Annotated in this window: 16 protein-coding genes and 1 pseudogene; 12 read left to right on the top strand and 5 right to left on the bottom strand. The window is 47.4% G+C overall.

The window, feature by feature from the left end; all coding sequences use genetic code 11:
* Positions 1-494 precede the first annotated feature (494 nt).
* A complete protein-coding gene (gene dnaK / locus AC1HCU_RS11550) occupies positions 495-2405 on the bottom strand; it encodes a molecular chaperone DnaK (RefSeq protein ID WP_480366131.1) in 1911 nt (636 codons plus the stop codon).
* A gap of 289 nt (positions 2406-2694) precedes the next feature.
* Here dnaK and AC1HCU_RS11545 point away from each other — a divergent pair, with 289 nt between their 5' ends.
* From AC1HCU_RS11545 to AC1HCU_RS11520, 6 genes are all read left to right on the top strand, one after another.
* A complete protein-coding gene (locus AC1HCU_RS11545) occupies positions 2695-4215 on the top strand; it encodes a DUF4301 family protein (RefSeq protein WP_286861607.1) in 1521 nt (506 codons plus the stop codon).
* A gap of 56 nt (positions 4216-4271) precedes the next feature.
* Positions 4272-6242, top strand: a complete 1971-nt coding sequence (gene porE / locus AC1HCU_RS11540; RefSeq protein ID WP_286861606.1) for a PorE family type IX secretion system protein — start codon at positions 4272-4274, stop codon at positions 6240-6242.
* A gap of 90 nt (positions 6243-6332) precedes the next feature.
* Positions 6333-7229 (top strand): type IX secretion system protein PorD, encoded by an 897-nt coding sequence (gene porD, locus AC1HCU_RS11535; protein WP_286861604.1) that lies wholly within the window; start codon positions 6333-6335, stop codon positions 7227-7229.
* A gap of 7 nt (positions 7230-7236) precedes the next feature.
* The gene (gene recN / locus AC1HCU_RS11530) at positions 7237-8910 is read left to right on the top strand and encodes a DNA repair protein RecN (RefSeq protein ID WP_480366128.1); all 1674 of its coding nucleotides are present in this window, start codon (positions 7237-7239) and stop codon (positions 8908-8910) included.
* An 18-nt stretch (positions 8911-8928) separates the two neighbouring features.
* Positions 8929-9678 carry a 23S rRNA (guanosine(2251)-2'-O)-methyltransferase RlmB gene (gene rlmB, locus AC1HCU_RS11525; protein WP_286861597.1) on the top strand — a complete coding sequence of 250 codons (750 nt, stop codon included), beginning with the start codon at positions 8929-8931 and terminating at the stop codon, positions 9676-9678.
* A 31-nt stretch (positions 9679-9709) separates the two neighbouring features.
* Entirely contained in the window at positions 9710-10090 is a 381-nt protein-coding gene (locus AC1HCU_RS11520; RefSeq protein WP_286861596.1) for a RidA family protein, read from the top strand.
* An 8-nt stretch (positions 10091-10098) separates the two neighbouring features.
* Here AC1HCU_RS11520 and tatC read toward each other — a convergent pair whose 3' ends face one another.
* The 4 genes from tatC to AC1HCU_RS11500 form a co-directional block, all read right to left on the bottom strand.
* Positions 10099-10932 (bottom strand): twin-arginine translocase subunit TatC, encoded by an 834-nt coding sequence (tatC, locus tag AC1HCU_RS11515; protein WP_286861595.1) that lies wholly within the window; start codon positions 10930-10932, stop codon positions 10099-10101.
* A gap of 108 nt (positions 10933-11040) precedes the next feature.
* Complete coding sequence (gene tatA / locus AC1HCU_RS11510; protein ID WP_286861593.1) at positions 11041-11250, bottom strand: twin-arginine translocase TatA/TatE family subunit; 210 nt, start codon at positions 11248-11250, stop codon at positions 11041-11043.
* Positions 11251-11350: 100 nt separating this feature from the next.
* On the bottom strand, positions 11351-12376 hold the full coding sequence (locus AC1HCU_RS11505; protein ID WP_286861590.1) for an endonuclease/exonuclease/phosphatase family protein: 1026 nt from the start codon (positions 12374-12376) through the stop codon (positions 11351-11353).
* An 11-nt stretch (positions 12377-12387) separates the two neighbouring features.
* The gene (locus AC1HCU_RS11500) at positions 12388-13842 is read right to left on the bottom strand and encodes an aminoacyl-histidine dipeptidase (RefSeq protein ID WP_286861588.1); all 1455 of its coding nucleotides are present in this window, start codon (positions 13840-13842) and stop codon (positions 12388-12390) included.
* Between the two features lie 139 nt (positions 13843-13981).
* Between AC1HCU_RS11500 and AC1HCU_RS11495 the strand changes: the two genes are divergently transcribed.
* The 6 genes and pseudogenes from AC1HCU_RS11495 (at position 13982) to AC1HCU_RS11470 (ending at position 19946) form a co-directional block, all read left to right on the top strand.
* Positions 13982-14203: a hypothetical protein gene (locus tag AC1HCU_RS11495; protein ID WP_286861587.1), complete on the top strand. Its 222-nt coding sequence runs from the start codon at positions 13982-13984 to the stop codon at positions 14201-14203.
* Positions 14204-14214: 11 nt separating this feature from the next.
* Positions 14215-14850 carry an OmpH/Skp family outer membrane protein gene (locus tag AC1HCU_RS11490; RefSeq protein WP_286861585.1) on the top strand — a complete coding sequence of 212 codons (636 nt, stop codon included), beginning with the start codon at positions 14215-14217 and terminating at the stop codon, positions 14848-14850.
* Between the two features lie 98 nt (positions 14851-14948).
* Complete coding sequence (locus AC1HCU_RS11485) at positions 14949-16130, top strand: glycosyltransferase family 2 protein (RefSeq protein ID WP_480366124.1); 1182 nt, start codon at positions 14949-14951, stop codon at positions 16128-16130.
* An 86-nt stretch (positions 16131-16216) separates the two neighbouring features.
* Complete coding sequence (locus tag AC1HCU_RS11480) at positions 16217-16825, top strand: MarC family protein (protein WP_286861581.1); 609 nt, start codon at positions 16217-16219, stop codon at positions 16823-16825.
* A gap of 176 nt (positions 16826-17001) precedes the next feature.
* Entirely contained in the window at positions 17002-18285 is a 1284-nt protein-coding gene (eno, locus tag AC1HCU_RS11475) for a phosphopyruvate hydratase (protein ID WP_286861578.1), read from the top strand.
* 122 nt (positions 18286-18407) lie between these two features.
* A pseudogene (locus tag AC1HCU_RS11470) lies at positions 18408-19946 on the top strand (family 43 glycosylhydrolase).
* Positions 19947-20040: the final 94 nt, after the last annotated feature.

Genomic DNA, 20040 nt, shown 5'->3' with positions numbered 1-20040 from the left:
TTTTGCATGATGGTCAGAGGGAACCCGTTATGATAGTGTTATTCGGATAACTCATTGGCATGTTCGTTTCATGACAGTAACTAATATCTTCACTATATATCGACAAAAATAGTGTTTTTTTTTAATAATCCTTTAATAATGATCTTTTCACCTCTTTTTGTCTTCATTTTGTTTGATGAAATGCAATCAGGAATGAAGAGAACATAGTTTATACCTTGTCTGGTCAGTCTCTTTTTGATTTGCATTCCGACCGGATTTTGTCTTTATATCCGCCTTTCTTATTCGAATCATATTAGAGTGATATTAGACCCGGACTAGGTGCTATAGAGACAAAATGCCAGAAAAACACCTCAGAGGATCCTTTCGAATGACTTGCAGAATAGGATGGAAACGTGAACTTGCCGTTCTTTTTAGCATAGCATAAAAAAAGAGAGACTGCCTCTAGGATGAGACAGTCTCTTTACTGATTATTGCTTATCGTTTATGATTGCAAATTACTTCACTTCCTCGAAATCCACATCGGTGACGTCGTCGCCCGATTTGGTGTTGTCCTGTGAGGACTGCTGACCGGCATCTGCACCCGGCTGTGGGCCGCCCTGTGCGTTTGATGCATTGTACATATCCTGAGAAGCTGCCTGGAAAGCGCTGTTTAGCTCGTTGGTGGCGGCGTCGATACCTTCCAGGTTTTGTGCCTTGTGGGCTTCCTTCAGCTTGTTGAGTGCATCCTCGATCGGAGCCTTTTTGTCGGCCGGAATCTTGTCGCCCAGGTCTTTCAGCTGCTTTTCAGTCTGGAAGATGGTGGAGTCGGCGTGGTTCAGCTTGTCGATGCGTTCCTTCTCAAGCTTGTCGGATTCTGCATTGGCGGCAGCTTCCTCCTTCATGCGCTTGATCTCATCGTCGCTCAGGCCAGAGGATGCTTCTATACGGATCTTCTGCTCTTTTCCTGTTGCCTTGTCTTTGGCCGACACACTCAATATCCCGTTTGCGTCAATATCGAAGGTCACCTCAATTTGGGGAATACCCCGTGGAGAAGGTGGAATACCATCGAGGTTGAAGACGCCGATCTGTTTGTTGTCGCGTGCCATGGAACGTTCACCCTGCAGCACGTTGATCTGCACGGAGGGCTGGTTGTCGCTCGCAGTAGAGAATGTTTCACTCTTCTTCGTGGGAATCGTCGTGTTGGCATCGATCAGTTTGGTCATCACACCACCCAGTGTTTCGATACCGAGTGACAACGGCGTTACATCGAGCAGCAACACGTCTTTTACTTCACCAGTAAGTACGGCTCCCTGAATAGCAGCACCAATGGCCACTACTTCGTCGGGGTTTACGCCCTTGTGGGGTTTCTTGCCAAAAAGCCTTTCCACCAGCCCCTGCACGGCAGGGATACGGGTAGAACCACCCACCAGAATCACTTCGTTGATATCTGAATTGGACATGCCGGCATCCTTCATGGCAGTCTGGCAAGGGACCACGCATTTTTGCAACAGGTCATCGATCAGCTGTTCGAACTTGGCACGGGTGAGTGTTTTCACCAGGTGCTTTGGAATGCCGTTCACCGGCATGATATAGGGGAGGTTTATCTCCGTGGTGGTGGCGCTGGAAAGTTCAATCTTTGCCTTCTCTGCCGCTTCTTTCAGTCGTTGCAATGCCATCGGATCCTTGCGCAGATCTATTCCCTCATCGTTCTGGAACTCTCCGGCCAGCCAGTCGATTATACGGTGGTCGAAGTCGTCTCCACCCAGGTGGGTGTCGCCATTGGTCGATTTTACCTCGAAAACGCCGTCTCCCAGCTCCAGAATTGAAATATCGAAGGTGCCCCCACCCAAGTCGAATACGGCAATCTTGGAGTCCTTGTTCTGTTTGTCAAGCCCGTAAGCCAGTGCAGCAGCCGTAGGCTCGTTGACAATGCGGCGCACGGTGAGACCGGCAATTTCGCCGGCTTCCTTGGTGGCCTGCCGCTGTGCGTCACTAAAGTATGCAGGAACAGTAATCACGGCCTCCTTTACCTCCTGACCCAGATGATCTTCAGCCGTTTTTTTCATTTTCTGCAATATGATAGCCGATATCTCCTGCGGGGAATAAAGATGTCCGTTGATATCTACACGGGGTGTATTGTTGTCGCCACGTACAACTTTATATGGTACGCGGCCGATCTCTTTCTGTACCCTGTCGAATGTCTCTCCCATAAATGTCTTGATGGAAGAAACGGTGTTGTTGGGGTTGGTGATGGCCTGCCGTTTGGCCGGGTCGCCTACTTTTCGTTCGCCACTTTCCATGAAAGCCACGACAGAAGGGGTGGTGCGTTTACCCTCGTTATTGGGGATTACCACTGGTTCGTTGCCTTCCATGACGGATACGCACGAATTGGTCGTTCCAAGGTCTATTCCGATTATTTTTCCCATAGTTTGTATGTTTAATTTTGTCTTCTGATTTTTCTTTTTACGTTATACCGGCTCATGTACGGGCCAGGATTGTTTATTACACCATTCTTTTCTCAAATGTTGTGCCAAAATTTACTATTTGATTTCAATTCTGCCAATATGTCGTGATTATTGTAATGTTACTGATGAATATCAGGAAAAAACAGCTGCCTGTTTGTAAAATGATGGATTTAATCATTACCTTTCGGGAAGATTTTCTTATCTTTGGAGTGAACATTTAAGTTTTTTTTAATTATAAACTTTATAATATATGTACAGCCGACAGGATCTTGATTTACTGCGTGAGAAAGGGATCTCACAGGCACAAATTGATGCACAGCTTCATCATTTTCATACGGGATTCCCATATTTGCCCATTGTGGCGGCAGCTTCCGTTGAGAAGGGTATCATGAATGTGACAAAAGAGGCAGAAGAGAACTATCTGAAAGCATGGGAGGATTACCTGAAAAGTGAGAAGAAAGTTACCAAATTTGTACCGGCATCGGGTGCTGCCAGTCGCATGTTCAAGGATCTCTATTCCTTTCTGGATGCGGCATATGAAGAACCGGTCACCGACTTCGAGAAGACTTTTTTCTCGGAACTCACACAATTTGCATTCTTCGGATCACTCGACGAGACCTGTAAGGATATGTTCGGAGAGGGTGCCATGGAGTTGTGTAGCAAAGGAAAATATAAGGATATAGTCTCTGCATTGCTTTATAGTGAAGGCCTGGATTACGGAAATATGCCAAAAGGATTGCTGCTTTTCCATAAATATCCCGAAGGAAACCGTACACCGGTGGGCGAGCATCTGACCGAGGGTACCTTCTATGCCAAAAAAGCAGATGGAGAAGTGCGTGTACACTTTACCGTGTCAGAAGAACATAGGAAATTATTTGAATTGCTTGTGGCTGCCCGAAAGCTGAACTATGAATTTAAGCTGGGTGCTTCCTTCTCGGTATCCTACAGCATTCAAAAGCCAAGTACCGATACCATTGCCGTGGATATGCAGAATCAGCCTTTCCGGGAAGAGGACAACACGCTGCTTTTTCGCCCCGGTGGACATGGCGCTTTGATTGAGAACCTGAATGATATTGATTCAGACATCATCTTCATTAAAAACATAGATAATGTGGTTCCCGACAGATTAAAAGAAAATGAGGCACATTATAAAAGGCTGCTGGCGGGTATCCTGGTGACCATGCAGCAACGTGCTTTCGGATTCCTGAGAAAGCTGGAGTCGGGGATGGTGACTTCGGAAGAATTGGATGAAATGTTGGCTTTTACCGAGAATGAACTCTGTATAAACCATCCGGGAACATTTGATACCGATGATGCACTCAAAGAATACCTGAAAAGAAAGCTCGACCGTCCTTTCCGGGTTTGTGGCATGGTGAAGAACCAGGGTGAGCCGGGCGGCGGTCCCTTCATTGCGATCAATCCCGACGGAACAACATCGCCCCAGATACTGGAGAGTTCGCAGATCAATAAGCATGATGCCAAGGCGATGGATGCCTTCAAAAATGGATCGCATTTTAATCCGGTCGATGTGGTCTGCGGTGTAAAGTGTTTTCAGGATAACAAGTTTGACCTGACGAAGTTTGTCGATCCCGATACCGGATTCATCTCCCACAAGTCGAAAAACGGAAGGGAACTCAAAGCCCTGGAACTTCCGGGATTGTGGAACGGAGCCATGAGCGACTGGAACACGATCTTCGTGGATGTGCCCATCAGTACGTTTAATCCGGTGAAGACGGTGAACGATCTGCTGCGGCCTGAACATCAGTCGTGATGCTGCAAGTGCAATAATTTATGTCGAAATCCGTTTATCATATAAACGGATTTTTTTTGAGATCACCTATCGTATATTTCCTGTTGGCATTTACATTGTTCCCGGTTTCCTGCGATCAGGTAAAACTGAGCGATGCAAGGTCGTACTACCTGGCAGGTGCGTATCACGCGGCAGGTGAAACCTATTGGAAGTTGTACCGGCATACCTCCCGTGACGAGTCGGCACTGCGTGGCGTAATCTCTTTTGAAATGGCGGAAAATTATCGTGCGCTCAACCAGTCGGCACGTGCCATGGTGGCTTATGGTAATGCCATACGCTATGGTTATCCCGACACGATGATGTATCTTTCTTATGCCCGGATGCTTCACCGGGAGGGGAAGTATCCTCAGGCCCTGGATGCTTACCGCGATTTCCTGCTGCTGCAGCCCGATCATCCTCTGGCAGTGAATGGCATTCAGGGTATTGTGCTGGCCCGGCAGGAGCAACTTTCGCGTTATGTGGTGCAACGGATGGAGCTCTTCAATTCCGCACGGAGTGAATTTAGTCCCATGCTGGCGCGCCGTGACAATGTGCTCTACTTCACTTCATCGAGAGATGAAGCCACCGGAGAGACAAAAAGTCCGGTGACGGGCATGAAGTACAACGATCTGTTCGTCTCCGAAAAAGATGTGAGCGGTGCATGGAAGAAGCCGAAGCGTCTTCCGGATGAAATCAATACCGGGTTTGATGAGGGTACACCTTCCATCACCCGCGACGGGGAATGGATGTACTATACTTTCAGTGGCACCGTTTCCAATGGGTCGGGAGGCACCTCCATTTATTACTCGAAACGGGTAAACGGAGCATGGAGTGCCGGTCGCCGCCTTCAGATCGTGAAAGGTGACACGCTGTCGCTTTTTGCTCATCCTGCCCTCTCCCCATCGGGACGGTATCTCTATTTTGTTTCAGATATGCCCGGTGGACAGGGCGGCAAAGATATCTGGCGGGTAGCTATCATGTCCGGTCATGTTATTGGAGCCCCCTGCAACCTTGGCGTCACGGTCAACAGTGCCGGAGATGAAATGTTTCCCTATATGCGCACCGATTCTACTCTTTACTTTTCCTCCGACGGGCATCCCGGGAGGGGCGGACTGGATTTGTTTGTGGCAAAAAAAACAAAAGAGGATGATGATTGGCTGGTTTCCTCCCTGCCGCGACCCCTCAATTCCACGGCCGATGACTTTGGCATCACATTCATGGAGGATGCCGAGGAAGGATTTTTCAGTTCCAACAGGGACGACGTACGTGGATACGATCATATATACTCGTTTGTATATCCCGGGACGGTGATCATGGTGTCTGGCTTTGTCGTGGACCATGAGGATGAGTTTCTCCCCGGGGTCGAAGTCAATGTGGCAGGAAGTGACGGTTCGCTGCGACCCTTAATTACGAACCGGCAGGGTGAATATCAGTTCAAGGCAGCCCGGGATGTAACGTATCGGTTGACAGCCGTCGCCGATGGTTTTCTCAGGCAGGAGCAGTCTCTTCGAACTACGTCGGAAGAAAAAGACACCCTTTACTATGTTGATTTTGAGATGGTCCCTTACGATGAGCCGGTCCTTCTGGAACATATTTTCTATGATTATGATCGTGCCACGCTTCGTCCAGAGTCGAAGAAGGAACTCGATAAACTTGCTGCAATCCTTAGGGAGCATCCCGAGATATCCATTGAACTCACGGCCCATACCGACCGCCATGGTGACGAGGCATATAATCGTGATCTCTCTGCCAGGAGGGCACAGGCAGTGCTGGATTATCTGAGGACGAGCGGCATCGATGCAAACAGGCTCCTGGCGGTGGGACATGGGGAGACGGAACCAAAGCAGGTGAGCAAAAGTATTGCTACCCAACACGATTTCCTGAAGGAGGGAGACCGGCTCACGGAGGCTTACATTGAGAAACTCACTCCTTCGCAACAGGCCATTGCCGATCAGATTAATCGCAGGACAGAGTTTCGCATTCCCGAACCGACATTCTTCACTCCCTGAAAACAGATTATCCAAAATAATGTGTATTTTTGTTCGTAAAAGCTGCCGGTTACAAAGCCGGAAACAAGGGCTGTTGAGTATGAAATGGGAATGATATTGAAATGCTTGTTTGTTTGGATAATGGCCGCGACAGGTGTTTTTTCCCTGTCGGCGCAGGAGCTTCACGCCACGGTAAAAGTACACGGCCAGGCTATCGAGGGTACCCACGGTCAGCTTATCGCCTCACTCGAAGAGGCACTGTATAACTTCATTAACGGACGCCGGTGGAATGATTTTTCCGTGAGACCGAATGAAAAAATTGATTGCACCTTTACCCTGCTGATTACAGATGCGTTGTCAGCGGGCACTTTTAGGGGCGAGCTCTATGTGCAGTCACGCAAACAGGCCGGCAGTTCCTCCAGGATGATGCCGATGCTCAACATGCGCGATAAGCAGTTCGAATTTGATTACACTGCTTACCAGCCCTTGTTGTTCGATCTCCATGCTGTGCGGGATAATCTCACGGCTACGGTTGCCTATTATGTGTACCTGATCCTCGGACTGGATGCTGACAGCGAAACTCCGCTGGGTGGCACACCTTTCTTCCGCGCAATGGAGCAGATTGCTGTTGCCGTACAACCTTACGGCTGGAAAGGCTGGGAGAGGGATAGAAACAGCAGGAGTCGCTCTGTCATGGCAACCGCCTTCAATGAAGGTTCCGGAGAGGTGTTTCGGAAAATGTGGTTTCAGTACCACGCCCGGGAGGTTGATCAATTGTCTGCCTCTGCTGTCGGGGGAGTGGAAAACGGTATCTTTGCAGTGGCCGCTCTTGCGCAACTGTACGATGAGCAACCCCATTCCGTATTGATCCCCCTTTTTGGAGATGCGAAACTTGATGAACTGACGCTACAGCTTTCAAATGCCGCGGCAACGGAAAAACAAAAAGCTTATCAGACACTGCGTGAGATTTATCCTACACGGAATGCTGTGCTTGAAAAGCTGAGATAAAATAAATATGTTAAAATCACTATCCATCCAAAATTATGCACTGATCGATGCGTTACAGATCGTCTTCGACAGCGGCTTTTCTGTGATCACCGGCGAGACCGGTGCGGGGAAATCCATTATACTGGGTGCCCTGTCTTTGATTCTTGGGCAACGTGCCGACGCGCGCCATATCAAGCAAGGAGAGTCGAGATGCGTGATTGAAGGTGTTTTCGATATATCTGCCTATCAGATGCAGTCTCTCTTCGATGAACTCGATTGGGTCTACGACGGCGATGAATGTATCCTGCGCCGCGAAATATGGTCCAACGGGAAGTCACGTGCCTTTGTCAATGACTCACCGGTCTACCTTGCCGACCTGAAAGGATTTGGCGACAGGCTTATAGATATTCATTCGCAGCATCAAAACCTCGCCCTGAGCGACAACCAGTTTCAGCTGAATGTGGTGGACCTGCTCGCAGATAGCGGAAATGAAAGGCAGGAATATGTGGCAGCCTATGCAGCCCATCGCTCCGTGGAGCAGATGTTGAAAGAGTTGCATCTGCAGGCACGAAAGAATAAGGAGGAGGAGGACTATCTCCGTTTTCAGTATACGGCATTATCGGAAGCCGCTTTACAACCCGGCGAACAGGAAAAGTTAGAAAGTGAGTTGGAGGCTGTCACCCATTCGGAGGAAATCAAGTCGGGGCTTTTCACCGTGTCGGGACTACTGTCTGCTGATGAGCATAGCGTGTTGTCTTCGCTGCGTTCCGTAAGAGATACCCTGCAGCAGCTGCAGCAGGTCTACCCCAGGGTGGCAGAGCTGGCTGTGCGGGTGGAATCGGCTTACATCGACCTGAAGGATGTAGCCGGAGAGACATCCCATATTTTTGAGAATATCGACTTCGATCCAGATCGGCAACAGCAGCTGGAAGAGCGGCTCAGTGTGATCTATGACCTGCAGAAGAAACATGCTGTGACTACCGTAGATCAGCTGATCCTATTGCGTGATGAGATGGAAGTACGGCTTCAGCATATAGATTCACTCGATGAACGCCTGGCCTCCCTGGAGAAGGAGGTGGCGGCGAAACGTGCTGTGATGTACGAGAAAGCACGGCTGCTGACCCGGAAAAGAGAAGCAGCCACACCTGCCATAGAACAACAGCTCATGGAAAAACTTGCTTTCCTGAAAATGCCACACACCCGGTTCAGGTGTGCTTTTACCCCCAAAAGTCACCTTGACGCAACTGGCGCCGATCAGGTGGAATTTCTCTTTTCTGCCAACAGAAACAGAGAGCTGCAGCCGGTGTCGCAGATCGCGTCGGGAGGTGAAATATCGCGGCTGATGCTTTGTCTCAAATCTATGATCGCCGGTGCCACCGCCCTGCCTACCATCATTTTCGATGAGATTGATACCGGTACTTCGGGTGAGGTGGCCGACAAAGTGGGGGCAATAATGGAAGAAATGAGCAAACAGATGCAGGTGATAGCCATCACCCATCTGCCTCAGATCGCTTCGAAAGGCCATTCCCATTTCGTAGTTTACAAGGAAGATACTGCAGACACCGTCTCCACCCAACTACGGCAGCTTGCGGCCAAAGAAAGGGTAGGCGAAATAGCACGCATGCTCAGCGGGGCTGAAGTTTCCGTGCAGGCTGTCGAAAACGCACGTGTAATGCTGGGAGAGGGAGGCATCGTATTGTAAACATAAAGAATAACATAAATGAAAGAGAAAGAGATGATTTTCGGCATCCGTGCCGTGATGGAAGCGGTGGAAGCCGGGAAGGATATTGATAAGGTATTGGTCAAGCGTGAACTGTCGGGGGATCTGTTTATGGAACTGCAGCAGCTGCTTCGCACTTACGAGATACCCTTACAGCGGGTGCCCCTCGAGCGTATCGACCGTATTACACGGAAGAACCACCAGGGGGTGATCGCATTCACATCTGCCGTGACCTATCAGAAACTGGAAGACATCCTTCCTGCGTTATATGAAGAAGGGAAGAATCCTTTCATCGTTGTGTTAGACGGGGTGACCGATGTACGTAATTTTGGTGCTATTGCACGTACCTGTGAGGTGGCCGGCGTGCATGCCATCGTCATTCCGGCAAAAGGCAGCGTGACGGTGAATGCCGACGCCATCAAAACATCGGCTGGCGCTTTGCATACAATCCCTGTCTGTCGGGAGCAAAACCTGAGGGAAGCCATTGTATTTCTAAAAAATAGCGGTGTTAAAGTGGTGGCGGCCACAGAAAAAGCAGCCCGCTTTTATACCGATTCCGATTATTCTGTACCCACAGCCATTGTCATGGGAGCGGAAGATACCGGGGTCGCTGCCGATCACTTACGTGCGAGCGACGAGCTGGTCAGGATTCCGCAGTTCGGAAGTATTCAGTCCCTCAACGTATCTGTTGCTGCTGGTGTTCTTATTTATGAGGTGATCCGCCAGAGAAGCCTTACAGCGAGTAGCTGATAGCTATTATTTTTACTAATTATTTATCATTATGGACAAAAAAGTTATTATCACGAACAACGCGCCTGCGGCCATCGGCCCATATAGTCAGGCCATAGAAGCAAACGGCATGCTTTTTTTATCGGGCATGCTACCCATTGATCCTGTCACAGGTTATCTCGTTCCGGGCGGTATCAAAGAGCAGACTGCCCAGATATTCATGAATATCAAGGCGGTGTTGTCTGCTGCAGGAGTCAATGTGACGAATATCGTAAAAACAACGGTATATCTGAATGATATGACCCTCTTTGAGGGTATGAATGATGTGTATGCCACTCAGTTCAGCGGTATATTCCCTGCGCGTTCGGCATTTGCAGTAAAGGCTCTGCCAAAAAATGCATTGGTGGAAATTGAAGTGATTGCAGCAAAGTAAGACGCTGTTTATTCAAAAACGGCCGGCAGATTTTCATCGTCTTCCTCTTCTATGGCAGGCGGTTCTTTCTTCACTATAAAGGCACTGATTTCCCACAAAGCATAGAGAGGCAGTGTGACGACAAAGAGTGAGAAAGGATCGCCCGAAGGGGTGATCAGGGCAGCCAGCACCAGCGAACCCACGACGGCATGACGCCTGTATTTGCGGAAGAAGGGACGGTATACCAACCCGAGAATGGATAATAGCCAAAATACAAGGGGTATCTCGAAAACAAGCCCCATAACCAGGATAAGGGTATAAAAGTTACTCATATACGAGTCGAGGGAGATCATGTTTTCGATGGAATCACTTAACTCAAACGTGATCAGAAAACGGAAGATCAATGGAAAAACCACAAAATAACCCACCATACATCCGATAACAAACATCACACCCCCAAAACCAAAAGCTCTCTTTATTCCTTTTGCCTCGTTGGCGTAAAGTGCGGGACTCACAAATTTCCATATCTCGTATAATATGTAAGGGATGGTGCAGAGTACGCCGAATGCAAGCGAGGTAGAGATGTAGGTCATAAATTGCGTGGTCATGTTAATGTTAAGGATATTTACATTAAATGACTCGGCTGAGAAATCGGGCAGGAATGGAATAAAACGACTTGCCTTGTCTAGAAACCTGTAAGTGACAAAGTCGGATGTGCGGGGTGCAAGGATAATGGTATCAAAGATGTGGGGAATCAGGATGAATCCCACAATCGAGAAAACAATCACAGCAATGATAATACGAATCAGCGTCCATCGGAATTCTTCCAGATGATCCCAAAAGGACATTTCTTTCTCTGCCATGTATGTCTTGTGCTATAGATTAATTCACGATTGCAACCTGATTTTTTCAGGTTGTAATCGGGAATATGTACGTTATTCAGTGAGGAATGCGTATTTTGAAGTACCTCTTTACTTGTCGCCGTTTGAGTTTGAATTGTGTTCGGTAGGGCCAGCCTTGATGTCTTCTTCAATATCATTCAGCCCTTTCTTGAAGCTGTTGATGCCTTTTCCGAGTCCTTTCATGAATTCGGGTATCTTTCTGCCTCCGAAAAGAATTAATATGACCAGTACAATGATAGGTATTTCCCAACCATTTAGATTAATGAGAAGTGGATTCATAGGTTTTATTTGTTTTAATGTTTATACTCTTTCGTGTAATATGAGCTGCAAATGTAGGATTATTTTATGGAAGTGCCCAAATATTTTAATATAAAGTTCGCTAATGCTTTATATGCAAGTCCATGTATATGGGAAGATGATCACTGAATCCGCCCATATAGCGTGGGCCGAGATTTGTCCTGAATGGCTTTTTTCCATAGTAACGGGTGTCTTCTTCGAGGAGGAAGTCTGGCCGGAAAATATGCGCGTTGTTGCCATCGACAGAAACGGAACCCCTACCCATCAGCATATTACCACTCACAATAAACTGGTCAAGCACCTCCCAGCGTCCCCGGTACTTGTAGCTTCCGAAATCACGCTCCTTCAGGCGGTGATAAAACAGGTTGTACAGCTCTTCTTTGTTTGGTTGCTCCGTCAGTCGTCCTGCCTGTAGCGTGCGGGCGAGGCTTTTGTCGTTGGGATGATCATTGAAATCACCCATGATGAGGATACGGGCTTCTTTTCGTGTCCGGAAAAGACTATCTGTCTTCTCCCGCAAGAGTGCTGCAGCCGCAATCCGTAGCGGCTCCGTTTCGCGAACACCCTCGCTTCGCGAGGGAAAATGACATACAAACACGTCGAGCGTGTCGCCGTTGACAAGATTTCCCACGGCATGAAGAATGTTTCGCGTGGTACGGCGGGCTTGCCTGTCGAACCGTATCTCATATTCCCTGTTCTCAAGCAGCCTGAATTGATGACGTTGGTAGAGCAGTGCCACATCAATGCCGCGTTCGTCGGGCGAATCGGAAACGATATAGGCATATTCCTGCACCCGCAAGGGTGAGCGTTTGGCGAGATCGAAGATGACACTGTCGTTTTCCACCTCGCATAACCCCACCAGTGCGGGCGACACCATACCTCCTGTGGCCGTAATTACCCGGGCAATGTTACGCAGCTTTTCCCAATATTTCCAGGGTGTCCACCGCATAAAACCATCCGGCAGGAACTGATCGTCGTTCTTCAGTGAATCATCTTTTGTGTCGAAAAGATTTTCCACATTATAGAACATCACCCTGAAACGTTCTCTTGGGAAGATCGCACTGCATGTTGTCAGCAGGAATAACAATATTGCAATGCGCCGCGTCATACAACTCCTTATTATTCTATTGATTCCAGTATTCTTACCAGATAATCCCAGAATTTTGCTACCGAAGATATCTTTATCCTCTCATCAGGCGAATGTACATCTGTCATGTCGGGTCCGATGGAGATCATGTCGAGGTTGGGATATTTTTCAAGAAACAGTCCGCATTCCAGACCGGCATGAATCGCTTTCACCTTTGCCTCCTTGTTGTAGAGCGATTGGTACTCCTGTACGGCGAGCTTAAGAATCGCGGATTCGGTATTTGGCTTCCAGCCGGGATAACCTTCGCTGTGCAGAACTTTAGCTCCAGCAAGGTCAAAGACCGATGAAACCATATTCACGACATACTCTTTTTGTGACTCTACCGAGCTGCGCTGGCTGGTGCCTACTTCTATCTGATTATTGTGGATCATCTTCACCGATGCCAGGTTTGTGGAGGTCTCGACCAATCCCTCAATGTCGTGACTCATGCCAATAACCCCGTGGGGGCAAGCATATAACGCAAGAATAAGCCTTTCGGTGACACGTTTGTTAATCACCTTCGACGGGATTTGCACCGACTCCAGCTGAATATCGAGATTGGGCTCCGTATGCTTGTATTCTTCCTGCACTTTCGACAGAAACAGATTCAACTTCACTCTGACCTCTTCCTTGTATTTTTCCTTTACACCTATAATGGCATAGGCTTCGCGGGGGATGGCATTGTGCAGGTTTCCGCCGGCAATCTCTGACAGGATCATGCCATATTTCTTCCGGGTGAGAGAGTGGAGGAAACGGGTGAGAATCTTGTTGGCATTGCCAAGCCCCTTGTCTATGTCACTTCCTGAATGGCCGCCACGGAGGCCTTTCGCTGTGATGCGGAACCAGAAATATTTCTTTGGTGCATCTTTCTCCTTGTATCTGAAATAGGCTCTGGTCCCTTTTCCACCGGCACATCCAATGTATATTTCTCCCTCTTCCTCGGTGTCGAGGTTGATGAGTATATTACCTGTAAGAAACTCTTTCCCGAGCGCATTGGCTCCGGTAAGTCCGGTCTCTTCATCTACAGTAAAGAGCGCCTCGATTTTCCCGTGCGCGATATCGTCGGCAGCCAGCACTGCAAGTTGTGCTGCAACACCAATGCCATTGTCGGCGCCCAGTGTTGTTCCGTTCGCTTTTACCCAATCGCCGTCGATAATAGTTTCAATAGGGTCGTTGTCGAAATCATGTGTCACATCAGAATTCTTTTCGCAGACCATATCCACATGAGACTGTAAAATTATGGTAGGAACATGTTCTTTCCCTTCGGTGGCCGGCTTGGTGATGAGGATGTTGCCGGCTTTGTCCTGCTTCGCTTCCAGATTATGCTCCCTGGCAAAATCGAGCAGCCAGGCGAGTATCCGCTGCTCCTTCTTTGAAGGACGTGGAATTTGTGTAATGTCGTGGAAGTATCCCCATATTGCGGAAGGTTGTAAATCTTTGATTGTCATATTTTCTGTTTTGATGGATTTGGATCGATAAAAATACATGAAATAAAGCGTATCAGCAAAAAAATTTAGCATCTTTAATGTGAAATGATGTGGTTTAATTGGCTAATTCTACTATCTTTGCAATGTTAAAACGAGCATTATGTTAAATATACTGATCCCGGGTATCATTATTTTGTTTATCGCCATTTTATTAATGGGCGTGCAGGTCTTTTTCACTAAGAAAGGCAGCTTCCCCAGTTTGCATATCGGTGACAGCAAGGCTATGCAGGACAAAGGTATCCATTGTGCCACATCACAGGATGCGGAAATGAGCCGAAGAGAGAGCCCCATTGAGAAAATATTGAAATCAGAAAATTTATAAATCTCTTAAAAATGAAGAATTCTACTCCTTACGTCGTCAGCGGAGTGCTGGCGGTCGCGTTAATTATTCTTTACATCCTGCATTTTACCTCTAAATCTTCCGTGAACGGATCAGCCGGAAAAGATCTTTCCGTGTTATTGAACGACTCTTCCATTACATTGCCCATTGCCTATGTAAATGTGGATTCCCTGCTGATTAATTATAATTTCGCGAAAGACCTTAATGAATCATTGTTGAGAAAAGAAGAAAGTACACGGGCAACATTGAATCAAAGACAGAATCAGATCAATTCAGCCGCACAGGAATTTGATCGTAAACTGCGTAACAATGCCTTTTTGAGTCAGGAAAGAGCGCAGCAGGAGCAGGAACGCATTGTGAAGATGAACCAGGAGTACCAGCAACTGGCCGATCGGCTGACACAGGAGTTTATGCTGGAGCAGGAGAAACTGAACCTGCAAATGGAGGACACCATCAAAGCCAGAATGAAAGAATTCAACGCCAACAGGCATTATGAGATCATCTTTAGTAACCGGACGACAAGCACTGTGCTTTATGCCGACGATAAATATGACATCACGGCCGAGGTGGTTGAGTATCTTAATGGCAAATATGGACCTGCGACCGCAACTGTTGCCACGCAAAAATAGAGGTTTGCTATTTTTCGACTTACAATAAAGGGTTCTTTGAAAAAGGGCCCTTATTCGGTTTAGGTCAGTATCATTTATTTATTAAACACTCCCTGCACATGAACCGGCATAACTGGGACACATACATTGGAAGGCAAAAGCCGGAATACAGGATTGCCAGTCTTCCGATTGATTTTGAGGCTGATATGGTGGTGGTGATACCCTGCTACAATGAACCGGACCTGTTCACCACATTACATAGTCTGTTGACGGCGATTCAGCCAGAAGGAAAGATTGCAGTGGTGGTTGTATTCAACTCGGGTGAGCGTTCCACCGAAGAAGGCATCAGGCAAAATCGGATCTCATTCACGCAGGCCAAAGAGTTCGCGGCAATAAATAACACCCATGAACGCCACTTCCTACCGTTGTTGTTTGAGGGATTACCACGAAAACATGCGGGAGTGGGGCTGGCCCGGAAAATAGGAATGGACCTGGCCGTGGAACATTTTTTCCTGCATGACAAGGCAGGTGGGGTGATTATATCTCTGGATGCCGATTGTACTGTATCCGCAAATTTTTTTACTGTCATAAGTGCAGCTTTCACTGCCAATGACCGGCTGAATGCCACTGTACATCATTTCCATCATCGTGTAGAAGAAAACAATCCGATACTTGAAGGGGCGGTGCGGCAATATGAGGGTTATCTTCATTATTATCGCGCGATGCTGCGCTATACAGGATTTCCATGTTACTTCCATACTATTGGTTCAGCTTTTGCCGTGTCGGCCGACGCCTATGTAAGGGTAGGCGGTATGGGGCGCCAGCAGGGGGGTGAAGATTTTTATTTCCTGCAGAAAGTCTTCTCTCTGGGGAGGATAGAGGAGCTCAACGAGGTGTGTGTATATCCCCTTGCCCGTTATTCCGACCGTGTTCCCTTTGGTACGGGACCTGCACTGGAAAAGATAATGAGCGAACCTGACGATGAACTGAGGGTTTATTCTCCGGATGCTTTTGAAATATTAAAGCAATTGTTCGACCGGAAAGATGCATTTTTCAGGAAAGATACCAAACAGGCAGGAGCGATAATCGCAGATCTGCATCCCGCACTGCAACGCTTTCTGTATGAAGTGAAATTCCTGGATGATGTAGCCGATTGCAACAACAATAGTGCCTCCGTGGCAACATTTGTGAAACGTTTTTTTCATCACTTCTCTGCTTTCAGAATAGTCAAATTCCTGAATTTTGTACATCCCGATCCTTTCCCATTGGTGAAAATAAGCGTATTGTCTGACAGATATTAACTTCCGATTTGGCAATAACGCTTTGATTTCCTATTTTTGTATTCAAAAAGAAAGTAAATAGTGTCATTATTCTAAATTGCTCCGTTATGTGGACATTGAACGTTGTGGAAATTGTAAGTGCTTTTCTGGTCCTGTTTGCCATCATTGACGTAACCGGATCAGTTCCTATTTTTTTGAACCTGAAAAGCCAGAATAAAACAATCCATCCTGAGAAGGCGGCATTCTACTCACTCATAATCCTGATAGGCTTCCTCTTTATTGGAGAATGGATACTTAAACTGTTTCAACTCGATATTTCCGCTTTCGCCGTCGCCGGAGCTGTGGTGTTGCTCATACTTTCCATTGAAATGATCTTTGGGGTGGAGATATTTAAGAATGACAGCACCAACCCTGACAATTCATCCACACTTTTTCCCGTGGTCTTTCCGCTGATTGCCGGACCGGGAAGCTTTACCACGTTGCTCTCCATGCGGGCGGAATATCATACATTAAATATCATCACCGCCGTGGTACTGAACCTTCTCATTGTATACCTGGTACTTCGATATCTGGATGGAGTGAAGAAGATACTGGGCGAAAGCGGTGCCTACATCCTGCGTAAATTCTTCGGAGTTATTCTGATGGCCATCTCGGTAAAACTGCTTACCTCCAATTTGAGCACCCTCATTGCCACTGTGAATGGCGGAGGTGTATAAGCGATACAAATCTTACATGCATATTCATAATTAAGCCAACTTTCTCTTTTTCAAAGAGACCGTTTAGCAAAAAATATGTATCTTTGTATGAGAATTCCGAAAGGATTCGTATTAGGGTATCAGGTTACTGTTTAGGTGATTACAGATTAAATTCATTTCATTATAAATTCAACAATATGAGAATTGTAAGTATTTTAGGACGGGAAGTATTGGATTCCAGAGGAAATCCCACCGTGGAAGTAGATGTCGTTACAGAATCGGGCGCTTTCGGCCGTGCAGCTGTTCCCTCAGGCGCTTCTACCGGTGAAAATGAAGCTTTGGAGCTTCGCGACGGTGATAAAGGTCGTTATCTTGGTAAAGGTGTGTTAAAGGCTGTGGCTAATATAAACGATGTAATTGCCCCCGCTTTAATTGGTACAAATGTGCTTGAACAAACACAGATTGATGCGAAACTATTGGAGCTGGATGGTACCAAAACCAAATCGAACCTCGGTGCCAATGCCTTGCTGGGTGTTTCACTTGCCGTGGCTAAGGCTGCTGCCAACTACCTCGGATTGCCTCTCTACAGATATATCGGAGGTACCAACACCTATGTGTTGCCTGTACCCATGATGAACATCATCAATGGCGGTTCACACTCCGATGCACCCATCGCATTTCAGGAATTTATGATTCGCCCTGTAGGCGCCAACTCTTTCAAGGAGGGGCTCCGCATGGGTGCTGAAGTATTTCACGCCCTGAAGAAAGTATTACATGACAAGGGCCTGAGTACTGCTGTAGGCGATGAAGGCGGTTTTGCCCCCAACCTTGCAGGTGGAACGGAAGAAGCCCTTGAATCGATTCTCACTGCTGTAAAGAATGCAGGATACGAACCGGGAAAAGATGTAATGATCGGTCTCGACTGTGCCGCTTCTGAATTTTATAAAGATGGCGTATATGATTACTCCAAATTTGAAGGCGCCACAGGTAAAAAGCGCAATTCAGCAGAACAGGCCGACTATCTTGCTGAACTGATTTCTAAATATCCGATTGACTCCATTGAGGATGGTATGAGCGAAAACGACTGGGATGGCTGGAAACTGCTTACCGACAAGATTGGTGATAAATGCCAGCTGGTGGGCGACGACCTGTTCGTGACCAATGTAGAGTTCCTCGAAAAAGGAATCAAACTGGGTTGCGCCAACTCTATCCTGATCAAGGTGAACCAGATTGGAACGCTGACCGAGACACTGAACGCCATTGAAATGGCACACCGTCACGGATATACCAGTGTAACTTCGCACCGCTCCGGTGAAACAGAAGATGCTACCATTGCCGACATCTCGGTGGCTACCAATGCAGGACAGATCAAGACCGGCTCGTTGAGTCGTTCAGACCGTATGGCCAAGTACAACCAGTTGCTCCGCATCGAGGAAGAACTGGGCGATCGTGCCGTGTATGGTTACAAGAAAATCAGATAACAATCTTTCTGCTACATACTACAAGAGCCATCCTCAGGGGTGGCTTTTTTTTATGGTAGACATCACATCTTTGTTCAACCTATTTTTGTTAGCTTTGTAACTAAATAATGTAATGCTGTATTATGAGAAAATTCTGCCTCCTTGTTGTGTCTGTTTTTGTCCTGTTTGATATTGCCGCGCAGGGAAGTGCTTTTTTTGAGAATCCTGTGATTAAAGGAGATATGGCCGATCCTTCTGTCATCAAAGTGGGAGATACCTATTATGCAACGGGCACGTCGTCAGAGTGGGCTCCATTTTATCCCATATTTACTTCCTCTGACCTGATTAACTGGAAGCAGGCAGGTCACGTTTTCGACGAAAAACCTTCATGGACTTCTCATTCCTTTTGGGCACCCGAGTTATTTTATCATCATGGAACCATGTTCTGCTATTATACTGCCCGCAGAAAATCCGACAACACATCCTATATCGGTGTGGCCACAGCTGAGGGTACCTTACTGAAATTTACCGATCATGGTCCCCTCGTTGAGCTGGGAACGGAAGCGATTGATGCCTTTGTCTTCGACGATGCGGGACAGCTTTACCTGACCTGGAAAGCATACGGACTGGACCGGCGGCCCATCGAACTGCTGGGCAGCAGGTTGTCGGATGATGGATTGCAACTCATAGGGGAACCATTCACTTTGTTAAAAGACGACGAGCGGATCGGCCTGGAAGGACAGTATCATTTTAAGCAGGGGGATTATTATTACGTTATTTATTCGGCAAAGAGCTGTTGCGGTCCATCCAGTGACTACGATGTGCGTGTGGCACGTTCACAAAACTTCCGTGGACCTTATGAGAAATATGCCGGAAACCCGATCCTCTCGGGTGGCAATGGCGATTTTCTTTCCTGCGGACACGGCACGGCAGTAGAGACACCCGACGGACGGATGTTCTACTTGAGCCACGGTTATCAGTCAGGGGATGCTTTCTATCTGGGACGACAACCTATCCTGCATGAACTGATTGATACCGATGACGAATGGTTGGCATTCAAGTCCGGCAAACACGCCACAATCAGACAACCGGTCCCGTTTACAGGGACTGCGCAGTTGGCCTTGGCAGATTTTAATGATGACTTTTCCGGAAAATCACTCAAGGTGGACTGGACCTGGAATTATCCATATTCTTCCATTGATGTGACACCGGGAAATGGCAGTCTTATATTGACCGGTGTGCCATCTGCAGGTACCAAACAGGGGACAGTGCTTTGCCTGCGCCCGCAGACGACCAGCTACAGCTATGAAACACAAGTCGGAAACACAAATGGCAGCCTGAAAGGACTGACCATGTAGGGCGACGATCGGAATATGGTTGTCATAGGGGTACAGCATAATGAACTGATTGTAAAGAGAGTGAGGGACGGCAGGGAAACCACCCTGTCCCGCTCTGAGACGGAGAGTACACATCCCTTTTTAAAAATTAAGGTAAGTAATGGCTGTATGCTTACTTTTTTTCATAGTCCTGATGGCAAAAGCTGGTATCGGGTGAATGACACTCCTCTCGATGGTTCCTTTCTGGTACGTTGGGACAGGGTTGCCCGTCCGGGTTTGATCCACAGGGGGAGAACGAACGAACCGGCTGTCTTCAATTATTTTAATCTTAACCATATACATTAACCGGCTTTAAAAGTTAAACTGCCTGAAAATAAGGGGACTGTCGCCAGGGTGACAGTTCTCCCGTTTTGTTGTGTATATCTTTGTTCTACAAATC

This window comes from Proteiniphilum sp. LBM24028 (assembly GCF_056629195.1).
This window is presented reverse-complemented; position numbering and strand designations above follow the sequence as displayed.

Bases quoted from the DNA above. Each gene is read 5' to 3' on its own strand.
- dnaK (WP_480366131.1), bottom strand. From the start codon at position 2,405: ATGGGAAAAATAATCGGAATAGACCTTGGAACGACCAATTCGTGCGTA.
- AC1HCU_RS11545 (WP_286861607.1), top strand. From the start codon at position 2,695: ATGTACAGCCGACAGGATCTTGATTTACTGCGTGAGAAAGGGATCTCA.
- porD (WP_286861604.1), top strand. From the start codon at position 6,333: ATGATATTGAAATGCTTGTTTGTTTGGATAATGGCCGCGACAGGTGTT.
- recN (WP_480366128.1), top strand. From the start codon at position 7,237: ATGTTAAAATCACTATCCATCCAAAATTATGCACTGATCGATGCGTTA.
- rlmB (WP_286861597.1), top strand. From the start codon at position 8,929: ATGAAAGAGAAAGAGATGATTTTCGGCATCCGTGCCGTGATGGAAGCG.
- AC1HCU_RS11520 (WP_286861596.1), top strand. From the start codon at position 9,710: ATGGACAAAAAAGTTATTATCACGAACAACGCGCCTGCGGCCATCGGC.
- tatC (WP_286861595.1), bottom strand. From the start codon at position 10,932: ATGGCAGAGAAAGAAATGTCCTTTTGGGATCATCTGGAAGAATTCCGA.
- tatA (WP_286861593.1), bottom strand. From the start codon at position 11,250: ATGAATCCACTTCTCATTAATCTAAATGGTTGGGAAATACCTATCATT.
- AC1HCU_RS11505 (WP_286861590.1), bottom strand. From the start codon at position 12,376: ATGACGCGGCGCATTGCAATATTGTTATTCCTGCTGACAACATGCAGT.
- AC1HCU_RS11500 (WP_286861588.1), bottom strand. From the start codon at position 13,842: ATGACAATCAAAGATTTACAACCTTCCGCAATATGGGGATACTTCCAC.
- AC1HCU_RS11495 (WP_286861587.1), top strand. From the start codon at position 13,982: ATGTTAAATATACTGATCCCGGGTATCATTATTTTGTTTATCGCCATT.
- AC1HCU_RS11490 (WP_286861585.1), top strand. From the start codon at position 14,215: ATGAAGAATTCTACTCCTTACGTCGTCAGCGGAGTGCTGGCGGTCGCG.
- AC1HCU_RS11485 (WP_480366124.1), top strand. From the start codon at position 14,949: ATGAACCGGCATAACTGGGACACATACATTGGAAGGCAAAAGCCGGAA.
- AC1HCU_RS11480 (WP_286861581.1), top strand. From the start codon at position 16,217: ATGTGGACATTGAACGTTGTGGAAATTGTAAGTGCTTTTCTGGTCCTG.
- eno (WP_286861578.1), top strand. From the start codon at position 17,002: ATGAGAATTGTAAGTATTTTAGGACGGGAAGTATTGGATTCCAGAGGA.